This window comes from Neorhizobium sp. S3-V5DH (assembly GCF_004343065.1).
GTDB classification, from domain to species: domain Bacteria; phylum Pseudomonadota; class Alphaproteobacteria; order Rhizobiales; family Rhizobiaceae; genus Neorhizobium; species Neorhizobium huautlense.
The window spans coordinates 172,792-191,294 of record NZ_SMCL01000009.1; the positions used below are offsets into that span (position 1 = coordinate 172,792).

General features: G+C 58.7%; 16 protein-coding genes and 2 riboswitches. Of the genes, 7 read left to right on the forward strand and 9 right to left on the reverse strand.

Annotation, left to right across the window (positions count from 1 at the left end; translation table 11 throughout):
• Nucleotides 1-99: 99 nt before the first annotated feature.
• The gene (locus EDE09_RS15095) at nucleotides 100-354 is read right to left on the reverse strand and encodes a YMGG-like glycine zipper-containing protein (RefSeq protein ID WP_105374654.1); all 255 of its coding nucleotides are present in this window, start codon (nucleotides 352-354) and stop codon (nucleotides 100-102) included.
• A gap of 38 nt (nucleotides 355-392) precedes the next feature.
• A complete protein-coding gene (locus EDE09_RS15100; RefSeq protein ID WP_105374655.1) occupies nucleotides 393-548 on the reverse strand; it encodes a DUF3309 family protein in 156 nt (51 codons plus the stop codon).
• Between the two features lie 699 nt (nucleotides 549-1,247).
• Here EDE09_RS15100 and EDE09_RS15105 point away from each other — a divergent pair.
• From EDE09_RS15105 to EDE09_RS15125, 5 genes are all read left to right on the forward strand, one after another.
• The gene (locus tag EDE09_RS15105; RefSeq protein WP_132411353.1) at nucleotides 1,248-4,376 is read left to right on the forward strand and encodes a helicase-related protein; all 3,129 of its coding nucleotides are present in this window, start codon (nucleotides 1,248-1,250) and stop codon (nucleotides 4,374-4,376) included.
• A gap of 4 nt (nucleotides 4,377-4,380) precedes the next feature.
• Nucleotides 4,381-4,800, forward strand: a complete 420-nt coding sequence (locus tag EDE09_RS15110; RefSeq protein WP_132411355.1) for an RNA-binding S4 domain-containing protein — start codon at nucleotides 4,381-4,383, stop codon at nucleotides 4,798-4,800.
• Between the two features lie 209 nt (nucleotides 4,801-5,009).
• Nucleotides 5,010-5,348, forward strand: coding sequence for a ferredoxin FdxA (gene fdxA / locus EDE09_RS15115; protein ID WP_105374658.1), 339 nt, complete (start codon nucleotides 5,010-5,012; stop codon nucleotides 5,346-5,348).
• 389 nt (nucleotides 5,349-5,737) lie between these two features.
• Nucleotides 5,738-6,310 carry a CarD family transcriptional regulator gene (locus tag EDE09_RS15120; RefSeq protein ID WP_105374659.1) on the forward strand — a complete coding sequence of 191 codons (573 nt, stop codon included), beginning with the start codon at nucleotides 5,738-5,740 and terminating at the stop codon, nucleotides 6,308-6,310.
• Nucleotides 6,311-6,598: 288 nt separating this feature from the next.
• A complete protein-coding gene (locus EDE09_RS15125; RefSeq protein WP_105384511.1) occupies nucleotides 6,599-7,462 on the forward strand; it encodes an RNA polymerase factor sigma-32 in 864 nt (287 codons plus the stop codon).
• 11 nt (nucleotides 7,463-7,473) lie between these two features.
• On the opposite strand, the gene EDE09_RS15130 is transcribed toward EDE09_RS15125, so the two are convergent.
• From EDE09_RS15130 to EDE09_RS15160, 7 genes are all read right to left on the reverse strand, one after another.
• The gene (locus EDE09_RS15130; RefSeq protein WP_245423015.1) at nucleotides 7,474-8,940 is read right to left on the reverse strand and encodes a M48 family metalloprotease; all 1,467 of its coding nucleotides are present in this window, start codon (nucleotides 8,938-8,940) and stop codon (nucleotides 7,474-7,476) included.
• Between the two features lie 346 nt (nucleotides 8,941-9,286).
• Nucleotides 9,287-9,994, reverse strand: a complete 708-nt coding sequence (locus EDE09_RS15135; RefSeq protein WP_132411357.1) for an ATP-binding cassette domain-containing protein — start codon at nucleotides 9,992-9,994, stop codon at nucleotides 9,287-9,289.
• On the reverse strand, nucleotides 9,987-11,609 hold the full coding sequence (gene thiP, locus EDE09_RS15140) for a thiamine/thiamine pyrophosphate ABC transporter permease ThiP (protein ID WP_132411359.1): 1,623 nt from the start codon (nucleotides 11,607-11,609) through the stop codon (nucleotides 9,987-9,989). Before thiP ends, EDE09_RS15135 begins: the two co-directional genes overlap by 8 nt.
• A gap of 7 nt (nucleotides 11,610-11,616) precedes the next feature.
• Entirely contained in the window at nucleotides 11,617-12,627 is a 1,011-nt protein-coding gene (gene thiB / locus EDE09_RS15145; protein ID WP_132411361.1) for a thiamine ABC transporter substrate binding subunit, read from the reverse strand.
• 37 nt (nucleotides 12,628-12,664) lie between these two features.
• A riboswitch (TPP riboswitch) is annotated at nucleotides 12,665-12,770 on the reverse strand.
• Nucleotides 12,771-12,812: 42 nt separating this feature from the next.
• A complete protein-coding gene (locus tag EDE09_RS15150; RefSeq protein WP_132411363.1) occupies nucleotides 12,813-13,262 on the reverse strand; it encodes a response regulator in 450 nt (149 codons plus the stop codon).
• Nucleotides 13,263-13,410: 148 nt separating this feature from the next.
• Nucleotides 13,411-15,228 carry an ABC-F family ATP-binding cassette domain-containing protein gene (locus tag EDE09_RS15155; protein ID WP_132411365.1) on the reverse strand — a complete coding sequence of 606 codons (1,818 nt, stop codon included), beginning with the start codon at nucleotides 15,226-15,228 and terminating at the stop codon, nucleotides 13,411-13,413.
• A gap of 3 nt (nucleotides 15,229-15,231) precedes the next feature.
• Nucleotides 15,232-15,882, reverse strand: a complete 651-nt coding sequence (locus tag EDE09_RS15160; protein WP_132411367.1) for a thiamine diphosphokinase — start codon at nucleotides 15,880-15,882, stop codon at nucleotides 15,232-15,234.
• Nucleotides 15,883-16,049: 167 nt separating this feature from the next.
• A riboswitch (SAM riboswitch) is annotated at nucleotides 16,050-16,127 on the forward strand.
• A gap of 56 nt (nucleotides 16,128-16,183) precedes the next feature.
• Between EDE09_RS15160 and metA the strand changes: the two genes are divergently transcribed.
• Nucleotides 16,184-17,104 carry a homoserine O-succinyltransferase gene (gene metA, locus EDE09_RS15165; protein ID WP_105374667.1) on the forward strand — a complete coding sequence of 307 codons (921 nt, stop codon included), beginning with the start codon at nucleotides 16,184-16,186 and terminating at the stop codon, nucleotides 17,102-17,104.
• 99 nt (nucleotides 17,105-17,203) lie between these two features.
• Nucleotides 17,204-18,235, forward strand: coding sequence for an aldose epimerase family protein (locus EDE09_RS15170; protein ID WP_132411369.1), 1,032 nt, complete (start codon nucleotides 17,204-17,206; stop codon nucleotides 18,233-18,235).
• Nucleotides 18,236-18,503 lie beyond the last annotated feature (268 nt).

The window sequence follows — 18,503 nt, forward strand, 5'->3', positions numbered from 1 at the left end:
TCCGGCTTTACTCCAAAGGTTGACGCCAGCGCGTTAAGGCAAAGAAAAACCGGCGTCGGTTGCCCTACGCCGGTCGCCAATATCTTCCGCTCGTGCGGCTTAGCGGCAGCGAGCCTCGTAGGTGCGGCCGTAACGGTCGCGGTAGACGCAGTAGCCGCGCCGCTTTTCGGACTCGCCGATTGCCGCGCCGACGAGACCGCCCGCGACAGCGCCGACCGCTGCGCCGCCCCAGCTGTTGGTCACAGCACCGCCGATAACGGCACCGGTGCCTGCACCGATTGCCGTGCCCCGTTCAGTGGACGTGCAGGAGGCGAGCGTGCCGATCATGCAGCCTACTACCAGAATCTTCTTCATGTGATTTTCCCTTCCCTTTTACGCACGGCTACGCCGTTTTAGATCCTGCCCATCAATAGCAGGATGATGATGATCAGTACTACGAGGCCCAATCCGCCGGACGGACCATAGCCCCAACCTCGGCTATAACCCCAATTCGGCAAAGCGCCAATGAGCAGTAGGATGAGGATGATAAGCAATATGGTTCCGAGCATGGCTTTTTACTCCACTGGGCAATCCGGTTCGGATGTGGCGAGGAAACGTGGCTTGGCGTTTTTTGTTCCAAGAGGCGGAAGCGCAGTCTCTCACGTGTGATTAACGGATGTTAGGCGGGGTTAACACCCGCATCGGAGACCACCGTTAACGATTAACTGCGCCTCGGATTTTTAGAGTCGGACGCGGCTTGGCAGATACTAGATGTTGTGAGAACAAAACCGGAAAGAAGATCGGTCTCTGATTCGTCAACGTTTCGTTCTGGCTTTGACCCGAACGTTAATTCGGGCGCTTTTAGGAGTGGAGTCATGCGTTGCTGGTTTATCAAAAATTAACTATATCAATATGTTGACTCCGGTCTTTCTCTGTGAGTGACGGCGATTTCGCCGGAGCATCCATCAAAAGCGGTAGGAATCGGCACGAGATTCAGGATGTCGTGTGTGCGAGCAGGTGTGCATCAATATATAGCCGTGAACAAACGTTGAATCCTGTGGAGTCTGCGATTCGTCTCCGATTCGTTCGCGTCTGTTCTTTGCTACGATTTTCCTTGTGGAAGGAGATGATTAAATCGCGCGGAAAACCCCGTACCTGGCGTGCAAAACCGCAATGGAGGCTTGCCTTTATCGGCAGGGATCGCCATGTGTGGCGTGGCCGGCTTTTTCTCATGTAATGACCGGTCCACATATGCGCGGACCTAGGCTTTGAATTTTCAGCCCTTGATTACAAGTGGGCGCGGCGTTACCGCCGTGCTCGGACCCACCAATACCGGCAAAACGCATTACGCCATCGAGCGAATGGTCGCCCATGGTTCGGGTGTGATCGGTCTTCCGCTCCGGCTTCTGGCGCGGGAGGTCTATACGCGCCTGGTGGAAAAAGTCGGGATCTCCCAGGTGGCGCTAGTGACCGGCGAGGAAAAGATAACTCCGCCGAACGCCCGCTTTTCCGTTTGTACCGTCGAAGCGATGCCGCGTGAGACGAAAGCGTCGTTTGTCGCAATCGATGAAGTGCAATTGGCCGGCGATCTCGAGCGCGGACATATCTTCACTGACCGGATCCTGCATCTTCGCGGGCGCGACGAGACCCTTCTGCTGGGTGCCGCGACGATGCGTCCGATTCTCGAAAAGCTATTGCCGGGCGTGACGATCGTTGAGCGACCGCGCCTGTCTCAGCTCTTTTATGCGGGCCAGAAGAAAATCACCCGTCTTCCGCAGCGTTCTGCCATCGTGGCGTTTTCGGCTGACGAGGTCTATGCCATCGCAGAACTCATCCGGCGCCAGCGCGGCGGCGCGGCCGTCGTTCTCGGCGCGCTCAGTCCCCGTACGCGCAATGCTCAGGTCGGTCTTTATCAGTCAGGCGATGTTGAATACCTGGTTGCGACGGATGCGATCGGCATGGGTCTCAACCTGGACGTCGATCATGTCGCGTTTGCCCAGGACCGGAAATTCGACGGTTACCAGTTCCGAAATCTCAATCCTGGGGAGCTCGGCCAAATCGCCGGCCGCGCCGGGCGACATGTCAGAGACGGAACCTTTGGTGTCACCGGTCAGGTTGCACCCTTCGACGATGAACTGGTCGAGCGAATCGAAGGGCATCAATTCGATCAGGTGAAGGTGCTTCAGTGGCGTTCGAAGAACCTGGATTTTTCTTCGCTCAAAGCTTTGCGAGAAAGCCTCGATGCGGCGCCCACGGTTTCCGGTCTTACCCGAGCATTGCCCGCGACCGATAGCCAAGCCCTTGATCATCTTTCGAGATATCCGGAGATTCGGGACGCGGCGACAACGCCGGAACGCGTGGAGAAACTATGGGAAGCCTGCGCTCTTCCCGATTATCGGCGGATTGCGCCGGCGCAGCATGCGGACCTCATTTCGACTCTTTTCTCCGATCTTGTGCGCTTCGGTACTGTGAACGAGGACTTCATGGCGGAGCAGGTCCGCCGTGCCGATCGGACCGATGGCGAAATCGACACGCTGTCGGCACGCATTGCGCAAATTCGGACCTGGACCTATGTCTCGAACCGTCCCGGCTGGCTTGCCGATCCGACACACTGGCAAGAAAAGACGCGGGAAATTGAGGACAGGTTGTCGGACGCACTACATGAACGGTTGACGAAACGCTTCGTTGATCGCAGGACATCTGTGCTCATGAAGCGCCTGAGAGAGAATGCTATGCTGGAAGCTGAAATCAGTGTGAATGGTGATGTCTTTGTGGAAGGACATCACGTCGGGCAGTTGGCGGGATTCCGCTTCACACCCGTCGCAGGGGCCGAGGGGCCGGATGCCAGGGCGGTGCAGGCGGCTGCCCAGAAGGCATTGGCCCTCGAATTCGAGGCCCGCGCCGCAAGGCTCTATGCCTCCGGCAACGGCGATCTCGCCGTGGGATCCGATGGTTTCGTGCGTTGGCTGGGCGAACCTGTCGCCCGTCTTACAGCGAGCGATCATATCATGCGTCCGCGCGTTATCCTGCTGTCGGACGAACAGCTCACCGGCAATGCCCGCGATCATGTGGTTGCCCGCATCGAGCGCTTCGTCAATCATCATGTCGCCACGATCCTGAAGCCGCTCGATGATCTGTCGCGGGCCGAAGACCTTCAGGGTCTTGCGAAGGGGCTGGCTTTCCAGCTTGTCGAGAATCTGGGTGTTCTCTTCCGGCGCGATGTCACAGAAGAAGTCAAGTCGCTGGATCAGGACGCGCGCGCTTCGATGCGGCGCTACGGTATCCGCTTTGGCGCCTATCACGTCTTCATGCCGACGCTTCTGAAACCGGCTCCAGCCGAACTGATCACGCTTCTCTGGGCCTTGAAGAATGACGGCCTCGACAAGCCGGGTTACGGCGACCTTATTCCGGCACTTGCCGCCGGCCGTACTTCGGTTGTCGCGGATCCGGCTTTCGAACGCATGTTCTACAAACTGGCAGGCTTCCGCTTCCTCGGAAAACGCGCGGTTCGTATCGATATTCTCGAGCGCCTGGCAGATCTGATCCGTCCGCTCCTCCAGTGGAAGCCCGGCACCACCCCACGTCCGGAGGGCGCTTATGACGGCCGCCGGTTCACGACGACGACCGCGATGCTTTCCATCCTAGGCGCCACACCAGACGACATGGAAGAGATCCTCAAGGGGTTGGGTTACCGTGCGGATGCCGTCAAGGCGGAAGAGGCGCAGGCTTTCCTGGCTGCTCAAGGCGGGGCGTCTGCCGATAGTGTAGCGCCGGCATCTGCCGAAGCCGCACAGGAGACCGGAGAGGCTGACGACGCGGACGCCTCCGAAACGGCAGAGGCTTCGCCCGATACGGCTGTTGAAACGGCGCAATCCGAAGCGGTACCGGAGGCAGTAGAGGAAACGCCTTCGGCAGACCCTGCTGATGCGGCAAAGGCTGATGAGTCCGAGGAGCCGAAGCCCGTTCTTCTGTGGCGGCCTGGTGGTGGTCGGGACAACAATCAGCGAACTGGACGCCAGCAACACGGTGATCGGCGCGGCCACGGCGGTGGCCAACGCCAGGCCGGCGGTGAAGCGGCTCAGGGTGCTCAAGGGCGCCGTGACGATCGTCGCGATGGAGAGCGCAGGGAAGGGCGCCCAAGCGGCGACCGGGATCGTGAGCGCCGCGACGGCGGCCGGCAGAACCGCGACAACAATCGCCGACCTGACAACAACCGTGGCGATCGGCCAAACCGCGGCGAACGCCCGGAGGGCGGCCCACGCCAGGATCGTAACGAGCGCGGCAAAGGGTCGCAGCCGACGCGTTTTGAGGCTAAGCCCCCGCGCAAGGAGAAGCCGATCGATCCGGATTCGCCCTTTGCAAAGCTCGCTGCTCTCAAGGAGCAAATGAAGAAGTAAGGCTATGACGGAAAAGGAGCCACAAGCGGCGTCGTTGAGCGGTTCGCGCCAGCGCATCGACAAGTGGCTCTTTTTTGCCCGCATGGCGAAATCACGCTCCATCGCTCAGGACCTTATCCGCTCGAACCATGTCCGGGTGAACGGAGAGCTTGTTTCCCAGCCGAGTTCCCAGGTGAAGCCGGGGGACCGCATTGAGCTTGCGCTTGAACGTCGCGATGTCGTGCTGGTAGTGAGGTCGGGCGGCGAGCGGCGCGGCCCTTTCGAGGAGGCGCGTCTTCTTTACGAGGATCTCAGCCCGCCACCGGAAGGGAGGCAGCGGCTGACGCTCTTCGAGCAGGCGCAGCGCATGCAGGGAAGCGGACGGCCCACCAAGAAGGAGCGTCGGGAAACCGACCGGCTGCTTCCGGACGCAGATAGCGATTAGATTAGAAAAATCGCCTGCCGAGCTGCGGTTTTCAGGACGCTTTATCCTTGCTAAGCAAAGCCAAAGGCTTTACCTGACAGTCGAAAAGCCGGAATGCCTGCCTCCTGTCCTCTTTGCAGTTAGGGTTTCGCCTGTCCCGGCTTTCCGGCATGCTGGCACTCATCCTGTTGCCGGCGTGTTGCTGATCCGAGATATTGCTGGGGTGCCGCATGACGTATGTCGTGACCGACAATTGTATCCGTTGCAAATACACCGACTGTGTCGAGGTGTGCCCGGTCGATTGTTTTTATGAAGGTGAAAACTTCCTCGTCATTCACCCGGATGAATGCATCGATTGCGGCGTCTGCGAGCCGGAATGTCCCGCCGAGGCAATCAAGCCGGACACCGAACCGGGGCTGGACAAATGGCTCAAGGTGAATGCGGATTTTGCGCAGGTCTGGCCCAACATCACCGTCAAGCGCGATCCTTTACCGGAAGCCAAAGAGATGGACGGCGTGGCTGGCAAATACGAGCAATTCTTCTCGCCGGAGCCTGGCAAGGGCGATTGATCCATACCTTCCTCGCATGGCTCGGCAGCCATCTGGAATCATATTGCCTTTTTGTTGAGCACAGGACGAATGTGGCCTTGTGTGCACATGCAAAAGCAAATTATTGATTTCCGCACTTTTTTGTGGTAGGTAATAAGAACTGTTCCACAAGGCGGCACTCGCGTGCCCAAAAAACATCACGAAAGCAACAGATCATCCAAAACGCGGTACAAGTGACATTGCAACGCTTGAATGTTGGCGGTCGCAGTTCGCGATGGGGTTTGTTTTTCGCTAGCGTTGGTCGGACCAGTATGGAGTGACCCGACGGTTTCCCCCGTCTCATCCGGGCCTGACAGACCCGGTTTCCCCGACCCGAAACACGGGTGAGTAATAGGGAGTTTGTGAAACGAATGACGACTCAGCAGAAGAAGAATTCTCCCGCGCGCCAGGGCTTCAAGACCGGTGAATCGATTGTCTACCCCGCTCACGGCGTGGGAATGATCACGGCCATCGAAGAGCAGGAAGTGGCGGGCATGAAGCTCGAACTTTTCGTAATCGATTTCGAGAAGGACAAGATGCGCCTTAAGGTGCCTGTTGCCAAGGCCGTGAACATCGGCATGCGCAAGTTGTCCGAAACGGATTTTGTCGAGCGTGCCCTCAAGGTGGTCCAGGGCAAGGCACGCGTGAAGCGCACCATGTGGTCGCGCCGCGCTCAGGAATATGATGCCAAGATCAATTCTGGTGACCTGATCTCGATCGCGGAAGTGGTGCGCGATCTTTATCGTGCTGAGAACCAGCCCGAACAATCCTATTCCGAGCGCCAACTCTACGAAGCCGCGCTCGACCGCATGGCTCGTGAAATCGCTGCCGTTAACAGAATGTCTGAAACGGAAGCCGTTCGCGTTGTCGAGATCAATCTTGCCAAGGGTCCCAAGCGCGGCAAGACAATCGAAGAAGACGAGGCACAGGAAGAAGCCGCCTAAGCTTCTATTGCGCCTGTTTTTAAAACCCGGCCTTCCAGCCGGGTTTTTTATTGGAACTTTTTCCGTGCTGCAGCGTTGTCCCGCCGGGATGGCGAATTGCGTTAACGGCATCATTCGCGTCCGCGGGAAGCAGTGCGGGCGGATTTTTGGCTTGTCGGCCGGATGAATCCCCGCGGAATTCAACGAGGGGAGAAAAGCGCAGCCTTAAAATCTTCATCGCCGTTCGAAGGCACGGTGCTGGAGTTGGGCTTTGCTTTTTGTCGGATCAGACCGTTCACGGAGAGCACGATGACAGCCATGTCCGCAGACCGCACTATGATCAAGATAGCGATGTCGGCACCCTATCTTGCACGAGATGAAGAGCGAGATCTGGCGGTACGGTGGAAGGACGATCAAGACCAGAACGCTCGCAACCGGATCGCGCTTGCTCATATGCGGCTCGTAATCGCCATGGCTTCCAAGTTCCGCGGCTTTGGATTGCCGATGAGCGACCTCGTACAGGAAGGTTATGTAGGGCTGCTCGAGGCTGCGGCAAGGTTTGAACCGGAACGTGATGTACGTTTTTCCACCTATGCTAGCTGGTGGATCCGCGCTTCCATGCAAGATTATATCCTGCGCAATTGGTCCATCGTTCGCGGCGGCACCAGTTCGGCGCAGAAGGCCTTGTTCTTCAATCTTCGTCGGTTGCGTGCGAAGCTTGCCCGTGGGGATTCCAATCTGACGGCGCGCGCCATCCACGAGGAAATTGCCGTAGCTCTCGGGGTTAGTGTCGCGGATGTTCAGACCATGGATGCCCGCCTTTCCGGCAATGACGCTTCGCTACAGGCTCCGTCCATCGCCGGCGACGCCGACAGCGGCGAACGGCTGGACATGCTTGCCAGTGCCGAGCCGCTGCCCGATGAACAGGTTTCCGGAATGATAGACGGCGAACGGCGCCTGAAATGGCTTCAGGGTGCACTTACCAAGCTCAATGATCGCGAAAAGAAGATCATCCGGGCACGCCGCCTCACGGATGAAGGTGCGACGCTGGAAGCGCTCGGTGCCGAACTCGGCATTTCCAAAGAGCGCGTACGTCAGATCGAGAGTCGCGCGATCGAAAAACTCAAGATGGCGCTGGTTTCAGCCAACCCGCAAATGGCCGCTGTCTGCTGATATTCGGCGGGCTATTCGGAAATGATCTTCAGCTTCTGGCCTGGCGACAGAGTGGCGCCGGCCGATAGCGCGTTGATCAGCTTAAAAAGATCGAGTTTCCGGTCGGTTCCCATCATGCGGGCGGCGAGAGAAGCCACCGTGTCGCCTTGAGCGGCAGTCACGATCCGGACCCGCAGAGGTTTCAATGTTGCGGTCTCCTCCGGCGTCATTCGCCTGAACGTGCTGCGCAGCAGATCGGCCGTGGTCTGCAGTGAAGCGCTGTTCTTCGGCACCGCGGTGAGAAAGCGAAATATCTGCTCGCCCACCCGGACGACCGTAACGTCAAAGTCCCAGCGGTCGGCTGAAGCGCGAGCGGTTGCCGCGGGCAATCCATTGACCTGGATTTCCCGCACCGTCTCGGGCTGCAGCCCCGCCACCCAACCGCTCGTCAGGTAATTGGTCAGGCTGTTGTTATCGCCGGCGGCGACCCCATCGAACCGGATTGCCGTTTCACCCGGCCCGGTCGCCAGTACCGCTTCCACTTTGTTGTCGATACGGAAGTCGGGTGGCACGTCGAAACGGATGCCGAGCCCACCATGCAGGAAGGTCTGGCCGCGCACATAACCTTCCTGTGGGCTGTCCCCGTAGAGAAGGCCGTCGATGCCGGCGAGATAATAGTCGCGGCCCTTGTCGCCGACTGTGCCCTCCTGGCCGAAATTGCGCGCATGGCGGCGCGCAAGATCGACACGCTGCGTGGAATTGGGATGACTTGACAGAAAGTCCAGGCTTTGGTCGCTGTCAGGGTCGACGGATGAATACCTGGCATAAGCTGCCATGGAATCCAGAAAACGCGCCGCCGCATAGGGGTCATATCCTGCCTCGCCTAGCATTCGCACGCCAATCACGTCAGCCTGCAGCTCCTGCTGGCGGGAAAATGCTGCAAGCCTGAGCTTGCCGCGGGCAAGCGCCTGCTTGCCGGCAAGATCGCTCGAAAGGACCTCGGCGACAACGCGGCTGGCGATCACTTCCGCCTCCTCGCGCCGTTGCCGTTCGATACCGTGGTTAGCGGTCACATGCCCCATTTCGTGGGAGAGGACCGCTGCGACTTCCGAAGCGTCATTTGCCAGGGCGAGAAGCCCGCGGGTCACATAGAGATAGCCGCCGGGCAGCGCGAAGGCGTTGATCGCCGGCGAATTCAGGATAGTGATGCGGAAAGACTGGTTGGGATTTTCCGAGACAGCGGTCAGGGCGCCGGCTATCCGGGCGACCAGCCGTTCGGTCTTGGCATCGCGATATTCTCCGCCATAGCTCGCGACGATGCGGGGATGCTCCCGCGCTCCCATTTGCGCTCGGGGATCGTTCTTCTGGACTTCATCGACGATCTGCGGCGAGTCGGAAGGAGAGACGTTCGGAGTATAGGCCTGCTCGAAGATGGACTGACAGCCGGCCAGCAGGGTTCCCCCGAGCAGCAAGGCGCCCGCAGTCCGAAAGCCCAGCATGAAGCGAGCCCTTGGCAAGACCATCGAACCAGCCGTATCGCGCCTCATCGTCCTCGTTTCACGCACCGTCATTTCCAAGGTCTGCCATCCGGCTTTAGGATGGCTCTCTCGAACCAAAGCGAGTTTGTTCTCCATGTTCGCTTAGCGATTTTCGCACCACATGCACAGACATTATTGAGATATGTCTTATCGGCGTGTTTGCAAAGAAAATCCCCACAGCCAGTTCGCGATGCCATTGCGCCACGTCCAAATTGTGGCGGCAAATGTAACGGAGCTTTTGCAAGAGTCTCCGGGCGTGATCGGTCAAAAAGGTCGATAGACACTCCTTCAAGAGAGCCGGGAGCGATCAGCTCGAAAGAAATTCGAGGAGTGACGGGATGTCGCGACGGCCCAGAAATTCCTCTGCCGGTGCCTCCAGCGTGATCTGTCCCTGCTCAATAAATAGGGCGTGATCGGCCAAGCGGTTCAGTTCTTTCGGATCATGGGTGACGATCAGCACGGTATTGCCCGTCTCCCGATGCAGGTCGAGCAGAAGGCCCGCCATCGAGATGCGAAGACCCGGATCGAGCGCAGCAAACGGTTCGTCCATCAGCAGTACGGGCTTGTTGCGCACCAAGGCGCGCGCAAAGGCGGCTCTCTGTCTCTCGCCCCCGGAAAGCGTGCCTGGCATGCGTTTTTCGTATCCGCCTAACCCCACACGTTCCAACGCCTGCGAAATTGCCTTTCGGTGTTCGGGCGAAAGGGTCAGCGAAGGACTGATGCCGAGACCGATATTGGTGAAGAGGTTCAAATGAGCGAAAAGATTGTGGTCCTGGAAAACCAGCGAAACCGGTCGTTCGGACGGATGTTTTTCCGTCACGTCCTCTCCAGCGACGAAGACGCGGCCCATGTCGGGAACTTCGAAACCCGCAATGATATTGAGAAAAGTGGATTTGCCCGACCCTGATGGCCCAGTAATGGCTGTCACCGCGCCGGAGGGAAGAGCGCAATCAAACCGGAAATCCGTGGTGCCGAGCCTCAATTCGACATTCTCCAGCTTGATGCCGTCAGCCATTCTCCGCCCCTCTCCGGCCGGTCGTTCCCAATATGGTCAGCAGCAGGCAAATGATGCCCAGCATAAGCGCCAGGCCATCGGCGTCATTGGTCCGGTAGCTGGATAGCCGGCTGTAAACGAGCCAGGGCAACGTGACGAGATCGTTGGAACCGAATAAAGCCACGGCCCCGAGATCACCGAGCGACAGTGCCATGGCGAAGGAAAGTGCCGTCGCCAGGGGCTTTAAAAGCACAGGGAGGTCGATATGCCAAAGCCGCGAAGGACCGGAGAGGCCGAGACTTGCGGAAAGCCTGGCTGTCCGCTGACGATGGGTCTCGATGGCCGGCTCCAGCACCCGCATCACAAAAGGCAGCGCCATCAGCATGTTGATCACCGCGACCAGCAGAGGGGCAAAGCGACCAACATCCCCAAGGGGTCGTAGCACCAGGAACCAACCGGTGCCGAGGACGACCGGCGGCACCAGCAAAACAAGCGAGGACGTGCCCGCAAGCATTGCAGCGAAGCCCCGAGCGCTCGCCGCGGGCTTTTTCATGTCTGCCACCGCTTCCCTTCCTGCGATTATGGCGAGCGCGGTCACAATCGTCAGCATTCCGGCACTCAAAGCGATGGAGAAGCTCGTCCAGGCGGCGGTAAGAAAGGCGGCGCTCGATGCGAGGTTCCAGAGATTTGCTCTAAGCCCGGCGGCAAGGATCGAAGCCAGTGGCATGATCAGGAATACCGTGGCAGCAAGTATGGCAAATGAATCCCAAAGACGTACAGACAACGCCTGACCGTCGAAGCGGCGGCTTGTACGGCCCGAGGCTGCACCCGGGTCATCCGGCGTCGGCAATAATGCCATGCCGAGCAGAATAACGCCTGTTATGACGATTTGCAGCAGCGCCAGGGCGACCGCCCGCGGCGGGTCGAAATCGAAACGCAGCGATTGGTAGATCGCCACTTCGAGCGTGGTCGCTGCCGGTCCGCCGCCCAGCAGCAGCACCAGCGTAAAGCTCGTGGCACACAGCATGAAGACGAGCGCGCCGATGCCTGGGATGACGTTTTTAACGGCGGGCCATTCCACAAACCGGAAGACCGAGAGCGGTTTCATGCCGAGGCTTGCGGATAGAAGCCAGTATTCCGCCGGCTGGCGCTCCAGTGCCGCGAGCAACAGCCTCGTGGCGAGCGGCAGGTTGAAGAAGACATGTGCGAGCAGGATTCCGGAAAGACCGTAGATGCTGATGGGCTGGTCTAGGCCGAGCGTCAACAGCAGGCCGTTGATCAGGCCCTGACGCCCCCATATACCGATCAACCCTAGCGCGCCGATCAAAACCGGCAGCCCCATCGGCAGCGCCAGGAGGCGGACGATCCAGGTTCGGCAGGGAAAGTCGGGCCGGCGGGCAAGAGCGAGTGCCACGGGAAGTGCAAGCCCTACGGAAAGCAATGTCGACAGCATCGCCTGCCAAAGCGTAAAGCGCAGGATTCGCCATGTGTAGGCCGTAAAGAGCCGGGATTGGGCGCCGTCGGCATCCCAGGAAAGCAATGCAACAACGGCAATGGCGACGAAGAGGGCGATAGAGGCGAAGCTCATAAGACCCCAGGCGATGCCCCTTCTTCGCTCTCCCCGCGTCAGCAACATGATCTTCTTAATTCATGCTCATGGCAGTCAGCCACTCGTCTATCCAGGCTTGGCGGTTCCTGGCGACCTCGTCCGATCCCATGAGGAAGGTCTTCTGCGGCTGGACCAGCTTGTTAAAGGCGTCCGGCAGAGCGCCGGATATCTTCGCGGCGGGCATCATCCAATTGGTGGTGGGAATGATATCCTGGAAGGCAGGCGAGACCATGAACTTCAGGAACTCTTTCGCCAGTTCTTTTTCCGAAGCGCCCTTCAGGATGCCGGCCACCTCGATCTGGATGTAGTGGCCTTCGGCAAAGGACGCTGCTTGATAACGTTCGGTCTTTTCCTCGACCATGTGATAGGCGGGAGAGGTCGTGTATGAAAACACCATCGGGACTTCGCCTTTGGTGAACAAGCCGTAGGCTTCGGACCAGCCGGGCGCTACCGTCAGAATGCGGTTCTTGAGCTTTGCCCAGGCCTCCGGGGCCTTATCGCCATAGACAGACTTTACCCAGAGGAGGAGGCCGAGACCAGGTGTCGAGGTGCGAGGGTCTTCAATCGCAATCTTCTGCGATGGGTCTCCATCAACAAGCTCCCGAAGGCTTTTCGGCGGGTTCTTCATCGCCTCCGTATCGTAGACGACTGCGAAGTGGCCATAGTCATAGGGGACGAAGGTGTCATCGCTGTAGCTGCCAGGTACTTTGACCGCCGCAAGATCAAGGCCATGCGCGTCGAAAAGCCCCGTAACCTTGGCTTCGGAAACGAGATTGGTGTCGAGACCAAGTGCGAGATCCGCATCAGTATCCTGGCCTTCCAGCTTGAGGCGTGTGAGCAGCGCCACGCCATCCGCCACGCCGACAAATTTCACATTGCAGGCACACGTCTTCTCGAAAGCCTCCTTGACCTTGGGGCCAGGGCCCCAGTCGGAAAGGAAGCTCTCGTAGGTATAGACGGTCAGCGTTTTGTCTTGAGCGTGCGCGACAGTGTAAAGGGACAGCGCCGCCGCGGCCGCGAACATCGACAGAATGATATTGCGCATCAGCGCCTCCTCTTCAAAAGTTTGGGGAATAGGCGCTGGCAACAAGCCGTCTAATCCCTCCGCCGGTGCTAACCGGATCAGGTTCCGCGGGTTGGCAATGCCTCTCAGCCACATGAAATCGTGTGGCACCCCGTTAGAGCGGAGAAAGATTTAACGGTAGGAAGTTCCGCTGGCAAGGGGCCGGTTCAGGCCCGCCCTTGCCGAAAAACCTTGAGTTCACGCGGCACTTTCGCGGAACGGCCGAGGCGGTTTGCCACAGCATAGTCAATCGACTGCTCGACCACATGGGGGAGCACCGGTTTTGTCAGAACACCCAGAGGCCCCCTCACACCGTCAACGTCTTCCGGATTCCCGGTCATATAAATGACGGTGACCCCGTAACGTTCAGCGAGCATGCGACCGATATCCGGCCCGGTCCGCCCATCAGCGAGATTGACGTCGACAATGGCGATATCCGCCTCCGGTGCCAATTCGAGAGCATTCCGGCGGCCATGCGCAAATCCTGCGACCTCCAGTCCCATATGTTCAACCGTTTCGGCAATGTCGAGGGCGATCAGGAACTCGTCTTCGACAATCAGTACGCGTTGACTTGGCGCCTCGCGGGCCAGCCGACCACTCTCAACATTTGTCAGCATGAATGTCCCCAATTCGGTTCTCACTATGCCGGCACGTGAGGTGCGTCCCGGCGCTGATTGCCTTTCGAACGCCAGAGGAGGGAGATTGTTCCGGGCCGGTACATGCTTTTCTTGCCTAACTATTTGTTAAGCATAACAAATTATTAAATTATCCCTCGAGCTCCTCCCGGAGCATTTCGAGCTCCAGCCATTCCTCTTCCATCTTTGTCAGGTTTTCCCGAAGTTTTTCCATTTCAGCTGCGAGCTTGTTGAAAGCGGCAGGGTCTTTGGTGAAGAGAGCAGGATCTGCCATCTTCTTCTCCCGTGCGGCGATATCCGCTTCAGTCTTCGCCATCTCCTTCGGCAGATTTTCGAGCGCGAATTTCTGCTTGTAGGAAAGCTTGCCTTTGCCCTTCGGCGCTTCTACGGAAGCGTTCAATTCGGCCTTCGGCTTTTCAGCCTTTTCGGCCCTGCGCCTTTCCTCCAAAGCGCCTTTGCGCTGTGCCAGCATGTCGGTGTAGCCGCCTGCATATTCGATCCAGCGCCCATCCGGTGCGTCGGGATTGGCCGGCGCGATGGTCGAGGTCACAGTGCGATCCAGGAAATCGCGGTCGTGGCTGACGAGGATGACGGTACCGTTGTAGCTTGCCACGATCTCCTGGAGCAGGTCGAGCGTCTCGATATCGAGATCATTGGTCGGTTCGTCAAGGATCAGCAGGTTCGATGGCTTTGCCATGATACGGGCGAGTATCAGGCGGGCGCGTTCTCCGCCGGACAGGTTCTTGATCGGTGTCCTGATTTGCTCCGGCTGAAACAAGAAATCTTTCATGTAACCGGCGACGTGGCGCTGTTCCCCATTGACGAGCAGGGTTTCGCCACGGCCGTCCGTCAGATAGTGGGACAGCGTCTCTTCAGGGTCCAGGTCCTCGCGTTTCTGGTCGACTGTCGCAATTTCCAGATTGGTACCGAACTTCACGGTTCCGCTATCGGGTGAAAGTTGGCCGGTCAACATCTTCAGAAGTGTCGTCTTTCCAGCACCGTTCGGGCCGACCAGGCCGATCCGATCGCCCCGATGCACGCGGATCGAGAACGGTGCTACGATAGGCCGATCATAAGCTTTGGTAATGTTCTCGGCCTCGATCACCAATTTGCCGGACTCCCGGCCCTCGGTGATTTTTGCCTGCACGGTACCTTGCGGGCCTTTGTGACCGCGATAATTCGAACGCATGGTCTGCAATTCGCCGAGCCGGCGCATATTGCGCTTGCGGCGCGCTGTCACGCCGTAGCGCAGCCAGTGCTCCTCGCGTTCGATGGCTTTTCCGAGCTTGTGCTGCTCCAGTTCTTCCGCTTCCAGCACTTCATCACGCCAAGCTTCGAAATGAGCAAATCCCCTGTCGAGCCGCCGGGAGGTGCCGCGGTCGAGCCAAACGGTGGCGGTTGACACCTTTTCCAGGAACCGCCGGTCGTGGGAGATCAGAACCAGCGCGCTTCTCGTCTTGCGCAGCTCCTCTTCAAGCCATTCGATCGTTGGCAAGTCGAGATGGTTGGTCGGCTCGTCCAGCATCAGGATATCCGGTTCCGGCGCCATGACGCGCGCAAGCGCTGCGCGGCGGGATTCCCCCCCCGAAAGGTTTTTCGGATCCTCCTGGCCCGTCAATCCCAGATGTTCGAGCAGATAGGTGACGCGGTAAGGATCGTCGCCGGGACCAAGACCGGCCTCCGCATAAGCCTGCACCGTCTTGAAATCCGCGAAATCGGGGGCCTGCTCAAGATAGCGGATGGTTGCGGCGGGGTGACGGAAGACCTCACCGGATTGGGGCTCGACCATTCCAGCGGCGATCTTCATCAGCGTCGACTTCCCCGAGCCGTTGCGGCCGACGAGGCAGATCCGGTCGCCCGGTTCCACTTGCAATCCCGCGCCGGCAAGCAGCGGTGCGCCGCCGAAGCTCAGGAAGATGTCGTCCAGTTTCAAAATTGGGGGCGCCAAAAGTCAGGCTCCTGTCATGTCATAGGGGCGGGCGAGTATCATGCCCTTGCCGCTTCTTAGATGGAATTCGACGCGCCCTTCTGCAACGTTCGAAACCGTGCGCGAAGAACCGAATGGAAGTGAGAAATTTACCAGCGGATACCGAGCTCCGATGATATCGAGCCCCTCCAGGGCAGAAAAACCGATGACGGAAAACAACGAGCCTTTTGGAAGATCGAGGCTGATCCTGCCTGGCAAAAGAGGTACGGCTTCTTCTTCGCCGGAGGTCAGAACGATATCGACGCCGCGCTCGGCGAGACTCATTGCATGTAACAGGTGCTGGAGGGCATGGTCGCTCCGCTCGCCGCCGAGCGCACCGACGAAAACTAGCCGTGTGGCTCCGCGGTCGACCGCCTCGGCCGTGGCGATTTCGCCGTCGGTCTCGTTTTTTTCCGGGGGATAGGTCTTCTGTTTGATACCCGGCCATTGCCTTGCAAGCTCGGCATCGGTGGAGTCGAAGTCGCCAACCCACAATTCGGGTTCCACGCCAAGTATCGCCGCGTGCCGCATACCGCTATCTGCCGCGATGAAGCGGCTGTCTGCGAGCGCCTTTTTCAAGCGGTCGGTGACGGTGAGGTTTCCGCCGAGCAGGATGGCAAAGGTTGAATGGGTCATGCCCACTGCCCATAGCGTAAACGGGGCACGAAGGGAAAGTCGCCACAAGCTTGTCTCGCTAATTTCGAGCGCTTTGCGCCGGATCTCGCGGCCAGAACGCTCCTTGCGGGAAGTGAGGTAGATTTTGCTACCATTGACGCGGGGCTTAGCAAGGATTATTTGAAAGCTCATAATTCCGTGGTGATTTGGCCGGCCGGCTTGCAGCCACGTTAAAAAAGTCGCTAAAGGGCCGCGAGAAGATGTCTTCCCACGGGCCGGTTGCGATTTTTCGCCGCCGGCTTTGTTTTTGTTGGGTTGAGCCATGCCGATCAAGATTCCCGATACGCTGCCCGCGTTCAGTACCCTCGTTGAAGAGGGTGTGCGAGTGATGACTGAAACCGCGGCGGTGCGGCAGGACATCCGTCCGCTTCAGATCGGGCTCCTGAACCTCATGCCGAACAAGATCAAGACCGAGCTGCAAATGGCGCGCCTCGTCGGTGCGACGCCCCTGCAAGTCGAGTTTTCACTGGTGCGCGTCGGCAACCACAGGGCCAAGAATACCTCCGAGGATCATCTGCTTGCCTTCTACGAGACCTGGGAAGAGGTGAAACACCGCAAATTCGACGGTTTCGTCATCACCGGGGCGCCGATTGAAACGCTGCCGTTCGAAGAGGTCACCTATTGGGATGAGATGGAGAAGATCCTCGACTGGACGACCACCAATGTCCATTCGACCATGAATGTCTGCTGGGGGGCGATGGCCGCCATCTATCACTTCCATCGCGTTCCGAAATACGAATTGAAAGAGAAGGCGTTCGGAGTTTACCGCCACCGCAATCTCTGCCCGTCGTCCGTCTATCTCAACGGATTTTCCGACGATTTCCAGGTTCCGGTATCGCGCTGGACGGAGGTTCGACGGGAAGACATCGAGAAGGTGCCGGATCTCGAAATCCTGATGGAATCCGAGGAGATGGGCATTTGCCTGGTGCATGAGAAGGCCGGCAGACGGCTCTACATGTTCAATCACGTCGAATATGATTCCACCTCGCTGGCGGACGAATATTTCCGGGATGTGAACGCCGGCATCCCGATCAAGCTGCCGCATAACTACTTCCCGCATAACGACGACACGCTGACACCCTTGAACCGCTGGCGCAGCCACGCGCATCTCCTGTTCGGCAACTGGATCAATGAGATCTACCAGACGACGCCCTACGATATGGAGAAGATCGGCGCGCAATAAGCTTGGATCCGATGACGGCGGATAATTTTGTTCGCAACGACGTTGCGGCTGCCGGACAAATCGCGCAGTTTGCACGCCGACAATTCGGAGGAGCAGGCCGTGGCGGATCAAGCGAAGCAGGGTTTCGAGGTTTTCGGGCAGACGGAGAAGGGCGAGGCGGTCTACCGCCTCAAGATTTCCGGCGGTGGGCTGACGGCGCATGTCATCACTTGGGGGGCAGTCATCCAGGATCTGCGGCTCGACGGACATCAACCGCCGCTTGTATTGGGTTTCGAGCGCTTCGAAGACTATCTCGCACACTCGCCCTATTTCGGCGCGACCCCCGGCAGGTGTTCCAACCGCATCGGCGGCGGCCGTTTCTCCTTGGACGGTAGGCAATATCAGCTTGAACTCAACGAACGCGGCGTTACGCACCTGCATGGCGGTACGGATGGCATCGGCCGCAGCAATTGGACGATCGTTGATTGCACGCCCGACAAGGTGGTGCTGCGCATCACCGATCCGGATGGCCGTGCCGGTTACCCCGGAAACTGCACCATCACCGCCACCTATCAGCTCAACGCTGACGGCGTATTGTCGGTCATCTACGAATCGACGGCCGATCAACCGACACTCGCCAATATCTGCCAGCATTCCTATTTCAATCTTGATGGCCGTGACGACGCCCTCGGCCATGACATCATGATCGCGGCCGACCATGTGCTTGCTCTCGACGACAGGCAGGTGCCGACTGGCGAGATTTTAGCCGTTGCCGGCACCCCTTTCGATCTGCGGGAAATGGGGCCGATGAAACGCTTCGGCGGCGGCGATCAGGTCCTTTTCGATCACAATTTCTGCCTGTCGCATGAACGCACAGCCAAACGACCCGTGGCATTGGTGCGCAGCATCTATTCCGGCCTTGCGATGGAAGTGCGCACGACCGAACCTGGGTTGCAGTTCTATGCGGCCTTTAAGCTGCAGAAGCTTCCGGTGACCGGACTTGACGGGCGGCAATACGGCCCCTTCGCAGGCTTCTGCCTCGAAACCCAGGTCTGGCCCGATTCGATCAACCATGCCAGATTCCCCAATGCCGTCCTGCGCCCCGGTGAGGTCTTGCGGCAGGAGACCGACTACGTCTTTTCAAAGCACTAAGCGGGAAGCATGAGGACGTGCGGCTTGATCTTGTAGGCCGCGCGACTGGCCGCCTGCGCCATGTCGTGGTCTCTCGACTCGTATGGCATCTAAGCCGAATAAATCATTGCCCGCCGAGGCTGCGTTTATTGGGGATTTCGTAGTGCCCGACCTGAGAGATAGGTGACGTTTCGTACCGGAGATGGGGTATTCGGCTTTCGCCTCATCTTCCACGGTGATGCAGGAGGTGCTGCGCTTCGAGCTGATGATAAAACGTGGTCTGTCCAAA